The 19,130-nt window shown below is 43.6% G+C and carries 19 protein-coding genes; 15 read left to right on the top strand and 4 right to left on the bottom strand.

From position 1 onward, the window contains the following. Positions 1-15: 15 nt before the first annotated feature. Entirely contained in the window at positions 16-1,077 is a 1,062-nt protein-coding gene (lptG, locus tag AC0L46_RS10435; RefSeq protein WP_473503421.1) for an LPS export ABC transporter permease LptG, read from the top strand. A 37-nt stretch (positions 1,078-1,114) separates the two neighbouring features. On the opposite strand, the gene AC0L46_RS10430 is transcribed toward lptG, so the two are convergent. Further along, positions 1,115-2,281: an aminotransferase class I/II-fold pyridoxal phosphate-dependent enzyme gene (locus AC0L46_RS10430; protein ID WP_473503419.1), complete on the bottom strand. Its 1,167-nt coding sequence runs from the start codon at positions 2,279-2,281 to the stop codon at positions 1,115-1,117. Between the two features lie 160 nt (positions 2,282-2,441). On the opposite strand from AC0L46_RS10430, the gene dksA reads away from it, so the two are divergent. The 13 genes from dksA to queE all read left to right on the top strand — a co-directional run bounded on the left by dksA (position 2,442) and on the right by queE (position 14,284). Continuing rightward, the gene (dksA, locus tag AC0L46_RS10425; RefSeq protein ID WP_347984124.1) at positions 2,442-2,876 is read left to right on the top strand and encodes an RNA polymerase-binding protein DksA; all 435 of its coding nucleotides are present in this window, start codon (positions 2,442-2,444) and stop codon (positions 2,874-2,876) included. Between the two features lie 4 nt (positions 2,877-2,880). Beyond that, positions 2,881-3,783: a tRNA glutamyl-Q(34) synthetase GluQRS gene (gene gluQRS, locus AC0L46_RS10420; RefSeq protein WP_473503417.1), complete on the top strand. Its 903-nt coding sequence runs from the start codon at positions 2,881-2,883 to the stop codon at positions 3,781-3,783. 126 nt (positions 3,784-3,909) lie between these two features. Continuing rightward, a complete protein-coding gene (locus AC0L46_RS10415) occupies positions 3,910-5,298 on the top strand; it encodes a sigma-54-dependent transcriptional regulator (RefSeq protein ID WP_473503415.1) in 1,389 nt (462 codons plus the stop codon). Positions 5,299-5,857: 559 nt separating this feature from the next. Beyond that, positions 5,858-7,309, top strand: a complete 1,452-nt coding sequence (pcnB, locus tag AC0L46_RS10410; RefSeq protein ID WP_414681781.1) for a polynucleotide adenylyltransferase PcnB — start codon at positions 5,858-5,860, stop codon at positions 7,307-7,309. A gap of 15 nt (positions 7,310-7,324) precedes the next feature. Further along, positions 7,325-7,807 (top strand): 2-amino-4-hydroxy-6-hydroxymethyldihydropteridine diphosphokinase, encoded by a 483-nt coding sequence (folK, locus tag AC0L46_RS10405; protein WP_473507132.1) that lies wholly within the window; start codon positions 7,325-7,327, stop codon positions 7,805-7,807. 2 nt (positions 7,808-7,809) lie between these two features. Next, positions 7,810-8,634, top strand: coding sequence for a 3-methyl-2-oxobutanoate hydroxymethyltransferase (gene panB / locus AC0L46_RS10400; RefSeq protein WP_473503413.1), 825 nt, complete (start codon positions 7,810-7,812; stop codon positions 8,632-8,634). Next, positions 8,634-9,485 (top strand): pantoate--beta-alanine ligase, encoded by an 852-nt coding sequence (gene panC / locus AC0L46_RS10395; RefSeq protein WP_414681779.1) that lies wholly within the window; start codon positions 8,634-8,636, stop codon positions 9,483-9,485. Before panB ends, panC begins: the two co-directional genes overlap by 1 nt. A 29-nt stretch (positions 9,486-9,514) precedes the next feature. Next, complete coding sequence (pgi, locus tag AC0L46_RS10390; protein WP_473503411.1) at positions 9,515-11,161, top strand: glucose-6-phosphate isomerase; 1,647 nt, start codon at positions 9,515-9,517, stop codon at positions 11,159-11,161. 334 nt (positions 11,162-11,495) lie between these two features. Continuing rightward, positions 11,496-12,251: a HEPN domain-containing protein gene (locus tag AC0L46_RS10385; protein ID WP_473503409.1), complete on the top strand. Its 756-nt coding sequence runs from the start codon at positions 11,496-11,498 to the stop codon at positions 12,249-12,251. A 232-nt stretch (positions 12,252-12,483) separates the two neighbouring features. Continuing rightward, positions 12,484-12,699 carry an addiction module protein gene (locus AC0L46_RS10380; protein WP_473503407.1) on the top strand — a complete coding sequence of 72 codons (216 nt, stop codon included), beginning with the start codon at positions 12,484-12,486 and terminating at the stop codon, positions 12,697-12,699. Next, positions 12,696-12,992: a type II toxin-antitoxin system RelE/ParE family toxin gene (locus tag AC0L46_RS10375; protein WP_473503405.1), complete on the top strand. Its 297-nt coding sequence runs from the start codon at positions 12,696-12,698 to the stop codon at positions 12,990-12,992. The genes AC0L46_RS10380 and AC0L46_RS10375 overlap by 4 nt, the downstream gene beginning before the upstream one ends. A 243-nt stretch (positions 12,993-13,235) precedes the next feature. Next, a complete protein-coding gene (queD, locus tag AC0L46_RS10370; protein WP_473503403.1) occupies positions 13,236-13,592 on the top strand; it encodes a 6-carboxytetrahydropterin synthase QueD in 357 nt (118 codons plus the stop codon). After that, entirely contained in the window at positions 13,589-14,284 is a 696-nt protein-coding gene (gene queE, locus AC0L46_RS10365) for a 7-carboxy-7-deazaguanine synthase QueE (RefSeq protein ID WP_473503401.1), read from the top strand. The genes queD and queE overlap by 4 nt, the downstream gene beginning before the upstream one ends. Before the next feature lie 5 nt (positions 14,285-14,289). On the opposite strand, the gene AC0L46_RS10360 is transcribed toward queE, so the two are convergent. The 3 genes from AC0L46_RS10360 to AC0L46_RS10350 form a co-directional block, all read right to left on the bottom strand. Then, on the bottom strand, positions 14,290-14,853 hold the full coding sequence (locus AC0L46_RS10360; protein WP_473503399.1) for a hypothetical protein: 564 nt from the start codon (positions 14,851-14,853) through the stop codon (positions 14,290-14,292). Further along, positions 14,850-16,043 carry a DUF3500 domain-containing protein gene (locus tag AC0L46_RS10355; RefSeq protein WP_473503397.1) on the bottom strand — a complete coding sequence of 398 codons (1,194 nt, stop codon included), beginning with the start codon at positions 16,041-16,043 and terminating at the stop codon, positions 14,850-14,852. The genes AC0L46_RS10360 and AC0L46_RS10355 overlap by 4 nt, the downstream gene beginning before the upstream one ends. A gap of 86 nt (positions 16,044-16,129) precedes the next feature. Next, positions 16,130-17,143 carry a lipoate--protein ligase gene (locus AC0L46_RS10350; protein WP_473503395.1) on the bottom strand — a complete coding sequence of 338 codons (1,014 nt, stop codon included), beginning with the start codon at positions 17,141-17,143 and terminating at the stop codon, positions 16,130-16,132. 193 nt (positions 17,144-17,336) lie between these two features. Here AC0L46_RS10350 and dld point away from each other — a divergent pair, with 193 nt between their 5' ends. Further along, positions 17,337-19,079, top strand: coding sequence for a D-lactate dehydrogenase (dld, locus tag AC0L46_RS10345; RefSeq protein ID WP_473503393.1), 1,743 nt, complete (start codon positions 17,337-17,339; stop codon positions 19,077-19,079). The last annotated feature ends 51 nt before the right edge of the window (positions 19,080-19,130 follow it).

Genomic DNA, 19,130 nt, shown 5'->3' with positions numbered 1-19,130 from the left:
CGAGCAAAAGCACTTATGAATAAAATAGACAAGTACATCGCCAACAGTGTTTTATGGTCTTTTTTAATAGTGTCTTTAGTGCTGCTTGGTTTAGATTTCACCATCACATTTATCGAGCAAATCAAAAAAGTAAATGAAAGCTATACCATTCAATCTTTACTCCAAGTAATGACCCTGCGCTTGCCCGGAAAATTCTCAGAATACATTCCTATCGCCTCTTTAATTGGCACTCTTATTGGCCTAGGTTCGCTTGCTTCCACATCAGAATTAACCGTCATGAGAGCGGCAGGAATGCCTATCTGGCGAATCGGCCTCTCCGCGTGCCAACCAATTCTTTTCATCTCATTGCTAGGGATAGGTATTTCTGAATTTGTGGCACCCGCTGCGGAACAAAAGGCCAACTTAATCACAAAAGTTGAAGACCAAAAAAGTGGTGAGTTTTCACTAAGCGGTGGTGTTTGGCTCAAAGCAGACAATAACTTTGTTTATATAGATGCCGCAGACAGTGAAGGAAAGCTCTATGGCGTACAAATTTTCTCACCCAATGAGCAGCAACTCAGCCACATCATTACTGCCGAAAGTGCTCAACATATAGAAGACTCCACATGGCAACTCAATAGCGTTATGGAAACGACCTTCTATTCAGATCATATTGATTCAAAAAACCTTTCTCAAAACACTTGGACAATAAACATACAACCAGAACATTTATTTTTGGCCTCTCAAGACCCAGAGGCCTTGTCCTTAAGCCAACTAATAAGCTACCAAAAATACCTTAGCCTACAAAAGCTCGACTCATCCCAATACGAGTTACAGTTTTGGATGACAGCGTTACGACCTTTAGCCTCTCTTGCTTTGGTTCTTGTGGCCTTATCCAGCGTCTTTGGACCATTAAGATCATCCACTATGGGCGGGCGAGTATTCTCTGGCGTATTAATAGGAATTGCATTTCAGAACGGATTAAATTTATTTGGTCGAATGAGTGTTGCTGTCGACTTTCCACCTGTTTTTGGTGTGAGCATCCCCATTCTGGTCTGTCTTTTGGCTGGCGTTATTTTAATCAGACGAAGAGGTTGAGTTTCGCCAAAGACACTCAACCTCCCACGTAAACCAGCTAACTTTTTATGAAGCGAGCGATTCTACTCAAAGCTTCTTCTAGCCGCTGCTCATCGCAAGCATAAGCAAAACGAACGTATTTATGAGCATCTTTAACCCCAAAATCGGCTCCCGGGGTTAAAGCCACTTTTTCACTTTCCAATAAAGCCAGACACCACTCCATTGCATTATCGGTAATGGAGGAAACATCTACATAGACATAAAATGCACCATGCGCCGGCGCAACAACGGGCAAGCCAATATTCTTAAGTCCTGCCAGTAAAACCAATCTACGTGCATTCAATATTTTTCGACGCTCTTCGCACTCACTAAGCACAGCAGGAGAAAAAGCCTCAATGGCAGCATATTGAGAAACACTTGGAGCAGAAATAAATAGATTCTGCGCCAACTTAGTCGCCCCACCTATCGCCCATTCAGGCACAACCAACCAACCTAAACGCCACCCAGTCATCGCAAAATATTTTGAAAAACTATTAATAACAAAAATATTGTCATTGATAGACAATGCAGAGAAATCTTCACCTTCATAAACAAGGCCTTGGTAGATTTCATCAACCAGCAAATGACCGCCCTGCTTCTGCACAGCTTTCCAAGCATTCGCTATGTATTCTTTACTCAGTACCGCTCCTGTTGGATTAGACGGCGACGCTAACCACAATCCTGCCGTCTTATCACTCCAGTTTGATGGCAAGCTAGCCAAATCCATCTCAAACCCACGCTCAACGTCAGTCTCAATGAGCTTAGCAGTCGCCCCTACCTGAACAAGAAAATGTCGATTACAGGGATAACAAGGGTCTGGCATCAAAACCTCATCACCAGCATCCACCATTAAAGACGCCATTAATAACAAGGCTCCAGAAGCGCCCGGCGTCACAATAATTCTTTCTGGCGCCACATCAACTTGATAGCGATTGGCGTAGTCCTGACTAATTGCCAGCTTTAACTCTGGCAAGCCTGTCGCCGAGGTATAACCTGTTTTGCCCGCTTCGATCGCCTGAATACCTGCTCGACTAACGTCTTCTACCGCGACAAAATCTGGCTCACCAATTTCAAGATGAATAACATCTTCCCCTTGCGCCATAAGCGCCTTCGCTCGCTCCAAAATAGCCATTACCTGAAACGGTGCAATGTCATCAACTCGTGCCGCCAATTTATGCTTTTTCATTAAGCACTCTCTACCTTTTTTAAACTTTTCATAGACGTTTGCGTAAAAAATAGTGGTTTACGGTGAAATTATCTGGTAAGTTTCCGGCCGAAAATTAAACCACCTAATCTTATTAGTTTACAGGTTACCACAAGGGACACCTGCGAAGTGAGGCAATGCTATGCCAGAAATGAACCCTGATTCATTAATGAAAGACTTCACCCCTTATGTTGCTAAGGACGGCGAAGAATACATGAACGAGAACCAGTTGGCGCACTTTAAAAGCATTCTATTCAACTGGAAGCAAAATCTGATGGAAGAGGTTGATCGCACGGTTCACCACCTCAAAGAAGAGGCAGTAAACTACGCTGATCCTAACGACAGAGCCAGTCAAGAAGAGGAGTTCAGCCTAGAACTTCGTGCTCGTGATCGTGAACGTAAACTGGTGAAGAAAATCACTCAGACAATGGAACGCATTGACGCCGATGACTACGGTTTCTGCGATGAGTGTGGCATCGAAATCGGCATTCGCCGTTTAGAAGCTCGCCCAACAGCAACTATGTGCATCGACTGCAAAACATTGGCTGAGATTAAAGAGAGACAAATCGGCGGCTAAATTAGTGCCTAACGATCTCCGCTCACTGTCGATCAAGTATCGAGGCCGTTTTGCACCTTCGCCAACCGGCCCACTCCATTTTGGCTCCCTAGTCAGCGCATTAGCGAGCTATTTGGATGCAAAAAAACACCAAGGTGACTGGCTTATCCGCATCGAAGATGTCGATGGCACTCGCTGCAAAGAAAGCTTTGCGAGCCAGATCCTCAACACCCTCTACAGCTACAACCTTTTTTCTGACAAAGACATCAGAACGCAGAGCAACCACACTCAAATATATGAGCAACAACTCTCCAATTTAAAAAGCAAACAACTCGTTTTTCCATGCAACTGCACACGGCAATCTCTTGCTCAAAGCAATGGACTCCACCCGAGCATTTGCAAAAGCACGACAAACCAACCTCACTCCTGGCGCTTAAAGACCAGCGATGTAATCTATGAATACGAGGACCCCATTCAGGGAAACTTAAGTTTTGTCGATGATTTGAAAAACAACGCACCTATCCTTAAAAGAAAAGATGGCTATTTCTCTTACCAACTTGCTGTTGTCGTAGATGATCACCTACAAGAAATCACACACCTCGTAAGAGGCGCTGACTTGATCGAAACTACAGCACAGCAACTCTACTTGTACGATCTGTTTGAATGGACGCCACCAAACATTTGCCACATCCCACTTATAACTAATAAAACAGGCGAAAAGATCAGCAAGCAAAACCACGCAAAACCGATTAAAGATGGCGACCTTCCAACACTCCTACGCGCACTCCATTATTTAGAAATCAATCTAAGCTCGCCGCAGTCAATCGAAGAAGCCTTACAGCTAGCAATAGACGCTTGGGAGCCAAACCAACTGCGCAACATCAAATATCTACCTCTCGAAGAACAAGATCAGCACTTCATCTCTTAATTCTCACTTGAAGGTTTAGCTTCAGAAAACCTTTACTCGCCCTCATCTAATGCGAGACACACCAACTCGACCACTTTTTAATTACGTGTGTATAATAGTTACACCAGTTACAAGAGGTGACACTTCATGCACAGCATAATGATTATTTGCCCAGATCACTCGCCACTCAAAGAATCTGAAAAATGGCTATCAAGATATGGCTTTCAAGTAAACTCAGGCATATCACTTGAGCAAGTAGATAAATATTATGAAATCAGCGAATTCGATCTTTTATTGGTTGATCAAGAAATCATCGACCACTTAAATAGCAACGAAGCAGAACTTCCAAAAACACCTCGCCATATCATCTTAGACGCTAGGCCCAGCCTAAGCACAGGCACATACAACATGTCACAAGGGGCAGCTTATTACCTTCCCTTACCAACAGACCCAGAAACACTACTCAAGCATGTGGTTGATGCACTAGAGCAAAAAGAAACCATAGAACAAACCACCCCTGTTCTTTTCTCTAACACAAGCTCTCATGCAGAAGACTCACTCCCCCTAGGAACACCAGACAGCGGTATCATTGGACAATGCCCTCCAATGCTAGACCTCTTCAAAGATATTAAAAAAATCGCTGTAACCGATGCCACAACGCTCATCCGTGGAGAGTCTGGAACAGGTAAAGAATTGGTAGCCAAAGCCATTCATAATGCCAGTCTCAGAAAGCACAATCAGATTGTCAGCATCAACTGCGCAGCAATCCCAGAAAACCTAATAGAATCAGAGCTGTTTGGACATGAAAAAGGGGCATTTACAGGCGCCACAGCCGCCCATGACGGTTTAATAAAAACCGCAGACAAAGGCACACTTTTTCTTGATGAAATAGGCGAATTACCCCTAGAAGCACAAGCAAGATTATTGAGAGTTTTACAAGAAGGCGAAGTTCGACGAGTCGGTGCAACAGAGTACAAAAAAGTCAGCATTCGACTGATCGCAGCGACGCACAGAGACCTATTCGACATGGTCAAAAAAGGCCTGTTTCGAGAAGATTTATATTACCGCTTATACGTTATGGAATTACTCCTTCCTCCTCTGAGAGAACGCGGAGACGACATATCCATGATCGCGAAAGCCTTACTGGAAAAAGCCTGTCAGAAACACAACAAACCCACCTACCACTACAACCAAGCATTCGACAAAGCGATTCGATCGCACCACTGGCCTGGAAATGTGCGAGAACTTGAAAATGCCATAGAAAGAGCCGTTATTTTAAGCCCACCAGAAAGAGTGGAAGCAGCCAACTTAAAACTAGCCGCTCAGCAAAATAGATCAAACAATATAGACAACACTTTAGAATCAAATACCACCTCTCAGAAGGGCACAACACTGGACGATTATCTAAAGCATTTCGTCCTTACGCACCAACACAAGATGACAGAAACCCAACTTGCACATTCTTTGGGCATATCAAGAAAAAGCTTATGGGAAAGACGCCAAAAACTGACAATACCCAGAAAAGTAACAGAATAAAGGTAACACTTGATACCAAAATACCCAAAAATAAAAACCAATATCGTAAAAAAAGTGTACAGTATTTTCATAAAATACAATAAAATCAGCACCTTATTATTTTTGGCACAACAAATGCCTTATACATGGCACAACGATAAGAAGATTGACAAAGAATAAAAATAAGTTAGTCGTCGTATGTAAGTTCTTAAAAATAAAAATAAAATATAAGAACACCATGACCTCTTCAAACAAAAATAAAAAATTGAGGTCGTGGATGGAAAATCGCTTTGGATAATTGATTTTTTTAGATATTCAAGCCTTAGGGCAATGAAAACAATGCAAAAATAAAAATAATACAGAAGTAGAACTGCAAAAGCAGCACTAACTTTGTTTTCGGAACTAGTATCTTCATGTATCCAAAGCGATTATTTTATTTACTACTTTAGTAAATCGCCTCTCGCTTCAACAACACCTCAATCTACACATCGAATTACATTAAATCAGCCCTTTATCCGTGTAACTTCACAACATCACGTGTAGAATATACATTTTCGTTAACTTTAAAATTTGTTGTCTAATGCTTACAGGATTAAAATCTCTGGTACACAAAGCTACCTCACTGTTATCTTCATCCAAGACACAGTCATACCCTATTGTTATTCCTCGCGACCAGCACAGCTTATCTCGCCAAGACTTAAGCCCAAATGCGGTCAAAGTGCTATATCGCTTAAATAAAGCAGGTTATGACGCATACCTTGTTGGTGGCTGCATTCGAGACCATATCATTGGCGCGAAAACAAAAGATTTCGACGTAGTAACAAACGCCACGCCAGAAGAAGTTCACGCAACCTTTTCAAACTCTAGGCTGATCGGCCGTCGCTTTAAACTCGTCCACGTAACCTTCGGCCGAGAGATTATCGAAGTATCTACTTTTAGAGCCAACACAGCTCAAGACGACAAAGAAAGCACGCCACAAACTTCCTTGAAAGGTAAAGACTCTGCCCGCTCAACTCACGGCATTGTGTTACGCGATAATGTTTATGGCAGCATTGAAGAAGACGCCGAACGACGCGACTTCACTTTCAACGCCCTTTATTACAATGTTCAAGATTTCAGCATCCACGATTTCTGCGGTGGACTAAAAGACATCGAAGACAAAAAAATCCGCATCATTGGCGATCCTAGACAGCGCTATCAAGAAGATCCTGTGCGCATGCTACGAGCCATTCGTTTTGCCGGTAAGCTAGGATTCGAAATAGAAGCATCAACAGCAGCGCCAATTAAAGAAATGGCGCATTTGTTGGACCATATTCCACCAGCTCGCCTTTTTGAAGAAGTCTTAAAGCTACTAGGCAGCGGCAACGGCATAGAAACTTTTGCCCTATTGCGCCAATACGGATTGTTCCGTTATTTGTTTCCAGATACTGACGCCTTACTGCAAAGCGGCTGGAAGCGAGATGATATCGACCCAGAAGCCTTCATCTTGCAAGGTTTAAAAAATACCGACAATCGCATTCAAAACGATAAAACCACTGCGCCGTATTTCTTATACGCAATTCTACTTTGGCCGAGCGTTACCTTACGCCACGAAGAATTTGAAGCGCAAGGTATGCCGACAACGCCGGCACTACACCAAGCCGCTAACATGGTGCTCGATAATCAGGTTGCTTCAACAGCAATTCCACGTCGTTTCTCCACACCAATGAGAGAAATTTGGGATATGCAGTTCCGCCTACCAAAACGCTACGGCAAACGTGCTTTCGTATTACTGGATCACCCTCGTTTCCGTGCCGGATTTGATTTCTTACTTATCCGAGAAATGAGTGGCACTCAACTGAATGGCTTAGGTGATTGGTGGGAAGCATTCCAACACGCAACTGAAAGCAAGCAGCGTGAATTAATCAAAAGCATTGACGCTCGTAGCAACGACAAAGAAGGCCCTAAAAAACGCCGCCCTCGTCGTCGCAGAAAAAGCAACGGACCCGCTAACAAAAACACCAATACAACAAGTGAAGCTGCTAGCGAATAAGAGGACGACGCTGTGATACAAGCTTATATTGGCCTCGGCAGCAATCTTAAAAACCCCGTTGCGCAAATTAAACAAGCCATTGAGACGCTACAAAATCATAATAGCGTACGTGCTTTTCGTGTCTCACCTATCTATAGCAGCAAGCCCGTTGGCCCACAGGATCAACCGGATTACATCAACGCTGTCGCAACCTTTAGCACAGAGCTTAGCCCTATTGCTTTACTCGATTTATTGCAAAGTATCGAACAAGCACAACGCCGCGTAAGAGAACGTCATTGGGGACCACGCACCCTGGATTTAGATCTGCTATTGTATGGTGCAGAGGAAATACAAATTCCCCGCCTTACTGTGCCGCACCCTCACATGCTAGATCGAGGCTTCGTTATAAAACCACTTAACGACCTTGCTCCAGAGATGCGCTTAGGCAATGGCAATACCGTTACAGAGCAATTACAACAACTTGATACCAGCGACTTGGTTCTTATTAAAGAAGACTAGCTATGTACTCAGACAATGCAAAAAGCAAACACACTAAACCTGTGACTTTATCAACCCTAAAAAAAATGAAGGAAGATAAAGAAAAAATCACCTGTGTGACTTCTTATGATTCCTCTTTCACCAGCGTACTTAATGTCGCTGGCGTAGACACAATTTTAGTCGGCGATTCATTAGGCATGGTAATCCAAGGTCGAGACAGTACTCTACCTGTCACCATCGAAGATATGTGCTACCACACAGCTGCGGTAAAACGAGGCAATACCAATGCCTTTATATTGAGCGACATGTCGTTCATGAGCTACAGCAAACCAGAACAAGCTCTAGACAACGCAGCTAAGCTGATGCAAGCCGGCGCGAACATGGTGAAATTAGAAGGCGGCAGTTGGTTAGCAGATACCGTTCGCTTACTCAGCCAACGCGGCATTCCAGTTTGCGCACATTTAGGCTTAACGCCTCAGTCTGTGCATAAATTTGGTGGCTATAAAGTACAAGGCAAAAGCCAAGAAGCCGCTGATTTGATTTTGGAAGAATCTTTAGCACTTGTTGAAGCAGGTGCCGATATTTTGCTTTACGAATGCATCCCAACCGAACTGGGTAAAACCCTCACCGAAGCCGTTCCAATTCCGACCATTGGCATTGGCGCTGGCCCGCATACAGACGGCCAAGTATTGGTACTGCAAGATATGATTGGCCTCAACTTAGGTCACATTCCAAAATTTGTAAAAAACTTTTTAACCGACGGCCGCAACATCACAGAAGCTTTTGAAGCCTACATTAAAGAAGTCAAAGACATGACTTTCCCTGGCCCTGAACACGGATTCAAATAATGCAAACATTCCATACCGTTGCCGAGCTAAGAGCCGCATTAAAAAAAGAACGCTTACAAGATAAAAGCATTGTCTTTGTACCAACAATGGGGAACTTGCACGACGGCCACATGTCTTTGATTCGTCGAGCAACAGAAGAAGGCGACGTCATTGTCTCGTCTATTTTCGTCAACCCAATGCAGTTTTCTGCCAACGAAGACTTGGAGCGTTACCCAAAAACATTGGCGGAAGATCAAAAGCTACTGGAAGCAAACGGCTGCCATTACTTATTCGCACCCGATGCGCTAGAAATGTACCCAGATGGCAAACGCAGCCAAACTCAAATTGAAGTCGTTGGCTTGTCTGATATTCTATGTGGCGCATCGCGTCCAGGACATTTTGTTGGTGTTTCCACGGTTGTGACAAAATTGTTTAACATTGTTCAGCCAGACTGTGCCATATTTGGCAACAAAGACTTTCAACAACTAAAAGTTATTGAAGACATGGTGCGCGATTTAAGTTCCAACGTTCGCGTCATCGGAGTAGACACAGCGCGCAACGAAGATGGCTTAGCCATGAGTTCACGCAATGGCTATTTAACAGAAGAAGAAAGACGCATTGCACCTGCAATGTACCAAACCTTGTTGTGGGCAAAAGATCAGCTCATGACAAACAGTGCGAGTCACGAGGACATTCGCGAACAAGCTCAACAGAAGCTTGAAGCGGCTGGTTTCCGTCGTGATTATTTTGAAATACGCGCACAAGATAATTTACAAACACCGTCAGAAGAAGAGAAGAGCCTAGTCATTTTGGCTGCGGCATACCTAGGCAGCGCACGTTTAATTGATAACCTGCGCCTTGAACTAGCCTAACATTCACTTTACGACCAAGGGAGAATGCAATGCACTCACCGACAGAATTAACAGCTTGGAAAAAGCTGTCAGACCATCAACAAGAAATGCACTCTGTTGATATGTCATCCTTGTTTGCAGCGGACTCAACACGCGCTCAAAAATACACAGCTCAAGCGGCTGGTTGGACTCTGGATTACGCCAAAAACCGCGTAAACGATACAACATTGTCTTTGCTAACAGACCTAGCTAAAGAGGCTGGACTAGAAGAAGCCATCAAAGGCATGTTCAGCGGCGCTCACATCAACAACACAGAAGACCGCTCAGTATTACACATCGCACTACGCGCCAGCCAAGCACAAGACTCGCTCATGGTAGATGGCGTCAATGTATTAGAAGAAGTTCGCTCGACTCTAAAGCAAATGGGAGACTTTGTTGCCCAGCTTCACAGTGGCGAATGGAAAGGCTACACAGGCAAAAACATCACTGACGTGGTTTCCATCGGCATCGGCGGCTCTTACCTTGGCCCTAAAGTAGTGGCAGAAGCCTTAACACCGTACGCCCAAGAACAAGTGAAAGTGCATTTTGTGGCCAACATTGATGGCTCTGACATCACTGGCAAGCTCAAGCAAATGAACCCAGAAACCACACTGTTCGTTGTGGCATCGAAAACCTTTGGCACACTCGAAACGCTTTCAAACGCCAACGCAGCGCGTGACTGGTTCTTAGCAAATGGCGGCACTCAAGAGACAGTAAGTAAACACTTCGCTGCGGTGAGCTCGAACGTGAAGAAAGCCGTTGATTTCGGCATGGCGGAAGAAAACATCTTCCCAATGTGGGATTGGGTTGGTGGTCGTTACTCGCTTTGGTCAGCCATTGGCTTACCAATTGCCATTGCGGTTGGCATGGACAACTTCTACGCACTGCTCGATGGTGCACACCAAATGGATGAGCATTTCCGTACAGCACCATTTGAAGAAAACCTACCTGTCATCATGGGCGCACTTGGCGTGTGGTATATCAATTTCCACAACGCGCAAACTCACGCCTTAATTCCTTACGATCATTACCTACGCGCCATGCCTGCTCACATTCAGCAGCTCGACATGGAAAGTAACGGTAAAGCGAATTTATTAAATGGCGATGGCGTAGCAACCGACACAGGCCCAATCATCTGGGGCGGCGCTGGCACAAACGGCCAACACGCTTACCACCAGCTTTTACATCAAGGCACACGCCTTGTGCCTGTGGATTTCATTGCACCGTTGGCAAGCCATAATCCAATTGGTGATCATCACGCACAATTGTTTGCAAACTGCCTAAGCCAATCACAAGCACTTATGGTTGGTAAAACACTTGAACAAGCAAAACAAGAACTGCGTGATGCTGGCGCATCGGATGACCAAGTAGAAGCCATTGCGCCTCACAAAGTCATTAAAGGCAACCGCCCAAGCAACACCCTACTGACAGACAAAATGACACCAGAAACCGTTGGTGCCTTGATCGCCCTTTACGAGCACCGTACCTTTGTACAAGGCACAATCTGGGGAATCAACTCATTTGACCAATGGGGCGTAGAACTGGGTAAAGTACTGGGAACAGACATCTTCAACCGCCTTGTTAGCGACAGCGACAACAGCGCACTGGATGCCTCAACTCAAGCTTTGATTGAAGCTTTCAAGAAAGCTCAGTCTTAAACAACTCACTTTCTAGCACTGAACTAAAAACACCAGCCTCGGCTGGTGTTTTTTTGTCTCTACAAACATCGTAGGGCACGATGAGCGCAGCGTAATGTGCCGTTGAAAACGAAGCTTTCATGTAAATCGCGACTTTAACCCGACACACCTCTGTCTATAACATCAAACCAAGCGGCGTTTCTCTTCGAAACTCGCGCCTACCTCATCGAAACGCCACTTAGCTTTTTTAATAATCTATAATAAAAGAGATCTCCTCCTTTAATTCATGAAAGCTCAGTTATAATATTTAAAAAAAGATCATATTTATTAAGAAATAAACATCTAGGAATTAAAAATGGGCAGCCTTAAAGAACATATGTTTGATATGCAGGAGCAAGACAAGTTTGATTGGATACAGGATCAACTTGATAACTATGATGCTGACGAAAATACTCCAGGTTGGTCAGAATTAGAGGCTGAATATTTGTCAAGATTGGCTGATAAAGACGCAGAAGCAGAATATCAATGGTTCCTAAGAAACTCACATTCCAAGCTTTATAGAAATCTAACTAATGACTTATCTGATTTGAAAAAAATTATTACGAATGGTTTTCTTCAAGAGACAGAAGATGTCCTTCTAAAAATGTCTTATGTTCATGCGATTACTATTATGGAATCATATATCAGTGATTATATAAAAGCTCTAGTAACTAACCATGAATTTATCTTGAATAACTTACTTAACTCCATACATATAACTGATAAGAGAATAAATATTGGAGCTGTGAAGCTAAGCTTGAAGGAAATACATAACTCAAAAAATGGTGTCATAGGAATTGTGTTAGACGAACTTTCAAATATCAGCTTCCATAATATCCAGAATATAAAAATCATTTCAAAAGCAATGTTCAACACTGACTTTAAAAATACAGAGAGTAATATTGTACAAATAGTCCGCCATCGTCATGATTTTGTTCATAGAAATGGTAAAGATAAAGATGAGAACGATATTTTATTAGAGGTTAGTACTGTTCTAGATACGATTAATACCATAGATAAATTCGCCTATGAATTTGAACAATTTATTTTAAACGAGCTCAATCGATCATAAATTTCTCACGAATAGAAAATCAACCTCACCCAAGAACCAAACCCACCCCAAACCTCGCACTCCTGCCACCGCTTTCTAAGCGGCACAAACACGCTTTCTCAATTCAGTCGCCAAAACCTAAAATAGCCTTGGAGCGGTTAAAGATTGCTTTAAGCTAATTATTCAATATTGGAGTAGATACAACTCATGACTGTTCAGTGTTATTCTTTCACTTAATCGAGGAGGACATAAAATGGCTCAAGAAAACAGAAACATCGTTGAAGATGCGCTATCACTCTCAATGAACGAACGCGTAGAGCTTGTCGAAAAGCTACTTGAAAGCTTAGATACACCAAATGCTGAGCTAAACGCTATTTGGGCGCAAGAGTCTGATGCTCGCATTGAAGCATATGAAAAAAAGCAGCTAACCTCTAAGCCCTTGTCTGAAGTGCTAAGTAAATATAAATGAATGTAGAATTTTTAGACATCGCCGAAAGGGAACTCGATGATGCCTTCAAATACTATGACGGTATTTATAAAGGTCTTGGATTGAGGTTCATTGCTGAACTAGAGTCGTCAATAGAGCGAATTAAATTACACCCAACGGCATGGCAAAAAACTAGCGCAGTCACGCATAAATGCCTACTCAACCGATTTCCATATTCAATTATTTATCAAATTAGAGGCGATTTGTTACTGGTCGTTGCTATTGCCTCTAGTCATCAAAGGCCTAACTACTGGGTCAATCGAACTCGTGACTAGAACAACCTATTCACCAAAGTTGAGGTGACTTGAAAACCTTTTTCACTAAACGAATATTCTCCTTCCGTTCATTATTCGGCTCATGCTACATAACCAAACCTTCGTCACTCTATGGAAGACACACAAGTGCGTGTATACTACGCGCGCCTTTATTGGCCCTGTCGTAGCACCAGGTAAAAAACACGAACCTAATTTTTTAGGGGATGAGTGCTGCATTGTTATTAATCACTAGGACAATGCATTATGTTTCGTATTCGTAAATCCTTTCAATTTTCTGCCTCGCATCAATTGCAGGGCTTACCCGATTCTCACCCTTGCAGTCGTCTGCATGGTCATAACTATGAAGTCATCATAGAACTTGCTTCCGATACATTGAACAGTACCGGATTTGTTAGAGACTATCGTGAACTGGCTGATTTTAAAGTTTATATCGACGAAGAACTCGATCATCGTCATCTGAATGATGTGCTTGGCGCTGAGAACACCACCGCTGAGCGTTTGGCTAAACATCTGTACCATTGGAGCAAAAATCGCTGGCCAGAAGTCAGTGCGGTGAGCGTGTCTGAAACCCCAAAAACATGGGCGGAGTATCGACCATGATTGCCATTTCAGAAATATTCGGCCCAACCATACAAGGCGAAGGGTCGCTCATAGGCACGCCAACTGTGTTCGTGCGAACCGGGGGTTGCGATTATCGTTGCAGTTGGTGCGACACACTTCATGCGGTGGATAAAAAATACAAGAACGATTGGATAGACATGTCTGCTGAAGAGATTTTCAATCAAGTCGAAGTATTAAGCGGTGGCAAACCTATTTTGATTACTTTGTCTGGCGGAAATCCAGCCATTCAAGATTTGTCAGAATTAATTCGCCTTGGCAAGGCCAAAGGTTATACCTTTGCCATGGAAACTCAGGGCAGTGTCAGTGCCGCTTGGTTTGCTGAGCTCGATTACCTTACGCTCAGCCCAAAGCCGCCTTCCAGTAAAATGAAGTTCGATAAAATGCGTTTTGATATCGCTTTGGAGCAAGCAGGAAGTGCGGACAAAACCTTAAAGATCGTCATTGCGGACGAGAAGGATTTAATCTGGGCGGAAGAAATCAAAACCTTATACCCAAGCCTTCCCCTGTATCTTCAGCCTTGTAACCTTGAATTAGAAGAGGCACCAAGCATTGAGACGTTGACATCGAAAACGCTGAATTTAGTGGATGAAGTGATTCAGCGCGGCTGGTTCGATGCCACCGTTTTACCACAACTTCATGTGTATTTATGGGGCAATGAGAAAGGCGTTTAAGCCTATCAGTCATGCAGAAGGTAAGTTTGTAATTTACCTTCTACTCTCTTATAACGAAAGCTCGACAATTTCTGACGTTCTCCATCTGCCGACTGCCAATAAGCCGTCGCTCTATGACTGCGAATTTCATGCATGACAGCATCGTAGTCAAGCGTCAATGGCAGCGCCTTCTCGTCCGAATCAAGAGAAAATGTCAGATGAGAAACAACCAACATATAATTTCCAAGATCATGATGATAGGCGTTTTTTAGTTCCGCATTTATTAGACGATAAGGAAGCGTCTTTGCGTTCTTTTCAACCTCAAGGTGCTGCTGAAAATAGACGAATAAATACGCTTTATCCTGCTCTGACAAAAGCGCTTCGACTGGTTTTTCTTCTAGCCTATGAAAATACTCTTCAGCTATGGCTAAATCCTCCAGCGGAAACGTCACTGTCAGATTTAACGACGCACCTTGCTGCGAAAAAGTCAAAACACTGCCCGGTAAAGAATGTGCGTAAGCGGAACTCATATTGACAGCAAAAGCCATCAATGTGAGTCCAACCACTCGCCAGAAAAAAGTTAAGATCATTCTGTTTGACCGCCGTAATCATCCGTAATATCACGCCATACGGAGTGAGGGTGATTGCCTTTGTCTGGCGTAGATTTATTGGATTGCAACGAGAATTCAAGCCATAACGAAGGGCCGTGAATACGCACATAATCGTCTTCACTGTTCACATCGGTTGTGCCAGAAAAACCTAACACTGTGCGATCCAACTCGGCAGTATACTTATCCATGTAATGTTGAGCTTCCGCTTCTGAGATATCTCCCACGTAGGTTTTTACCGCCGCCAGTAACAGGGCTTTTTGCTCACCTGTTAGCTTAGTCACGCTTAATCCTTCTTGCTCTTCAGGAATGCCATCGTCTGCTTGTGGGCCTGCCAAAATATCTCGATACGTCCCTTCTAGGCGCGCTTCGTCTAGTTGCTCATCACTAAGAGAATGAAGCAAAGCAGCAAAGGCATCTCTTTCTTGCAACATAGGAATGTTGGTTCGACCGTTCATTTCAAACGAGGGGAAAGGTTCAACGCCTCTAAAAGAAGGTGTTGCTCCCGCTAATTTACCGTCAACATAGGTGTTAGAGAAAGCAAAATGGTGACCACCGTAATACAGCTCCCAAGTTCCCTGATCGGAAGGCTCACCTAAGAAAGCAATTTTGCCATTATAAGAAGAGTAACCCGCTTTATAATCTGTGCTAACGGTTCCTATATAATCGTCCGCATTAAGGGTTTGTACAATTTCATCAAAGCCTTCGTTGTCTTCTTCGCCTGTGGCTTCCATGAGAATCGCCTTCACCACACCGCGTTGTTCAACACTCAGCTCACCCAAAAATACGCCAGGTCTCGCAGGAAACGCACCAGCGGGTAAATTACTCCAGTTTTTCGCTTCGGCCACCGAGTAATCCAGCTGTAAATTCGCCAATATGTCATCTGACACGTCGGCTTTGAGGATATCAATCAAACACACTAAACGAGTAAAGCTATGATCGTCACCACAGGCCTCAACGGCATCAGGAATCGCAATGCTGCCCATAGAAGAACTTGTATCGCCTAAACGAGCTTGAATGGCTTCATCTTCGGCAGAAGGCGGTCTTGGTGGTCCCGGAGGCCCATTATGGCCATGATCACTTGCACCATTGGCACAACCTTGAAGAATGACTCCGCTTAAAAGCAGAATGGGAAACACCTTTCCAATGGCTGAATAAGCATTGCTTTTCATGATATACCCTCTTAGGGAAGTAAATAGAAATTAGCGTCACAGTAACAAATCACCAGAACTTCGACTATCGCACAATATGCAATAATTTAAGCAATCGTCTCCACAAACCAAGCCTTAAACTCTTCTAAATTGGCTGAATGGCTTGGATAATCTTCGATCAGCTCATCTACACATTTGGCAATAGCATCAGGAAGATAAGCAACACCGATCAGGCGTTTCGCCAATTCTTCTATTGGATCTGGAAATAAACTATCCGTATAAGTTTGCGCCGCGCTAATAATAGCCTTTTGCAAATTAAGGTGAAGTTCTACCCCGCCCCATTGAAAACGCTCATCCAATTGATGAGTAAACTCTGGTGATTTTCCAAAATTCCAATCCCAGCTTTTTTGCTGCTCAAACTTTTCAACAAAACCTGGTAAATCAGGTAACGCATCAGGCGAGATATGCTCAATCTCAGGCGTCTCACCGAAATACTCACAGAAAGCTTGGATGATGGTGTCACAAACCATATTGTGATCAATATCCGCTCGCAAATTGTCCAAATTGGTCACCCTTGAACGAACCGAAGTAATGCCTTTTGATTGGAGTTTTTTCGGATCTGGATTCAAATAATTGGCAAGACGACTCAGGTCTGCATGTAACAATAAAGTCCCATGATGAAAGCCTCGATCTTTGGCTTCTTTGTAAGCGGAGCCAGAAAATTTTCGCATCTCTTCGCCTTCGCCTATCACAAGATCATTACGACCGTTGGCGTAGCCTTCAATACCCAGCTTTTTGAGACCATCTAAAACAATGCGAGTAGACACTTCTTTATCGTATTCAGGCTTGCCAGCCATAAAGGTAAAATTGGTGTTACCTAGATCATGGAACACTGCGCCGCCACCACTTTGACGACGAGCAAGGCTGATATAATCGTCTTCCATCTTCTTTAGGTTGCACTCTTTCCATGGGTTCTGTGCTCGACCAATCACAACTGTGTCAGCATTTCGCCACAAAAAAAGCACTCGTTGATCCGCTGGCATAGACCGAAAAATACAGTCTTCCACAGCCAAATTAAAATGAGGGTCATTAGAATCAGACAACAAAATACGACTTGCCATTGAGTATCCTTACAAGTAATGAAATAGACGCCAAATATAGCATAACAGCGAAAACTAAGTTTCAGATTCCTAAACGCATGGTTTTTATCCTCTTTTGATCTATATCATTTATTACAACTCGCCCCTCTATTAAGTTAAAATCTACTAATCGATATTTCCTATAATCCTTCTCAAACACTCAACAGGAATTCCAATGTCTGATGTAACGCAAACGCTGATAAGAAATCTAAAAAACATCGTTGGTCAACAGTACACCTTAACTAGCCCAGACAAGATGCAGCCTTATTGCAAAGGGTTCCGATTTGGTTCTGGCGAAGCCATTGCCGTTGTGCGTCCGTCAACACTGTTAGAAGTTTGGGAAGCGTTAAAAGCTTGTAACGCCGCAGATGTTATCGTCATCATGCAAGCAGCCAATACTGGCTTAACAGGTGGCTCAACGCCTGACGGTAAAGACTACGATCGCCCGATCGTAATCATCAACACCATGCGCATCGACCAGATTCAACTAATCGATGAAGGAAAACAAATCGTCGCACTGGCTGGTAGTACCTTATTTGGTCTAGAAGAAACCTTAGCGCCTTATGGACGTGAACCTCACTCAGTGATCGGCTCTTCTTGTATCGGAGCTTCTATCGTCGGTGGTATTTGTAATAACTCTGGCGGCGCACTGGTTCAACGTGGCCCAGCGTACACAGAGCTTTCTATTTTTGCTCAAGTAGAAGCAGATGGCAGTTTATCCTTGGTGAACAACTTGGGAATTCACCTTGGCGATTCTCCTGAGGAAATTCTTACCAACCTACAACACCAAAGATACCAAGCAAAAGACATCGAATTTACTGAAAAGCGTGCTTCCGACAACGAATACCATGAACGTATTCGTGACGTAGACGCAGACACTCCTTCTCGTTTCAACAATGACGGTCGTCGCTTACACGAATCCGCAGGTTGTGCGGGTAAATTAGCCGTCTTCGCGGTTCGTATGGACACTTTCGCCATTCCAGAAAAACAACAGGTTTTCTATGTTGGTACAAATGACACAGAAGATTTTTACCACATTCGTCGTCACATGTTAGGCAACTTCGAAAATCTGCCAGTATCAGGCGAATACCTTCATCGCCAGTGTTATGACGACTCTAAAATATACGGTAAAGACACTTTCATCGTCATTGATAAATTAGGCTCAAAATACATTCCAAAGCTGTTCGGACTAAAACGTACTGTGGATCGTATTGCTGGTAAATTCTCGTTTTTACCAAGCAAACTGTCTGATCGAATCATGCAAGGGCTAAGCTATTTGTGGCCAAATCATTTGCCTAAGCGCATGGAAGAATACCGTGACAAGTATGAACATCACTGGATCATTGAAACCAGCAATGGCGGTGTCGATGAAGCTCGTGAATATTTAACTGAGTTTTTCAAAGACAAAGACGGTAGCTTCTTTGAATGTACGCCAGAAGAAGGTGAAAAAGCCATCTTACACCGCTTTGTAGCAGCCGGTGCGATCGGTCGTTATCACGGACTGAACAGCTCAGACTTAGGCAGCATGATGACCATAGACGTGGCTTTCCCTCGTAACGAGAAAGAATGGTTTGAAACATTACCGCCTGAAATCGAAAACCAAATCGCGCGTAAATACTATTACGGCCATTTGTTCTGCCATGTTATGCACCAAAACTACATCGTTAAAAAAGGTGTGGATAGCAAAGCCTTGAAAGACCAAATCCTAGCAAGCTTTGACAAAAGAGGCGCAGAATACCCAGCAGAACACAACGTGGGCCATGAGTATGCAGCAAAAGACACGCTCAAAACCTTCTACAAGAAAATCGACCCAACAAACAGCTTTAACCCTGGCATAGGTAAAACCTCCAAGTTGAAGCACTGGGCCGAAGCTGCTAGTGAAGACAGCTGTGGTTGCTGCGGAAGCCAACAAGACTAAGTCATTTCTCGCTTAGCCAGACAATAAAAAGAGCGCCACAATGAGCGCTCT

The sequence above is a fragment of the Marinomonas sp. 15G6-16 genome (assembly GCF_055809555.1).
This window is presented reverse-complemented; position numbering and strand designations above follow the sequence as displayed.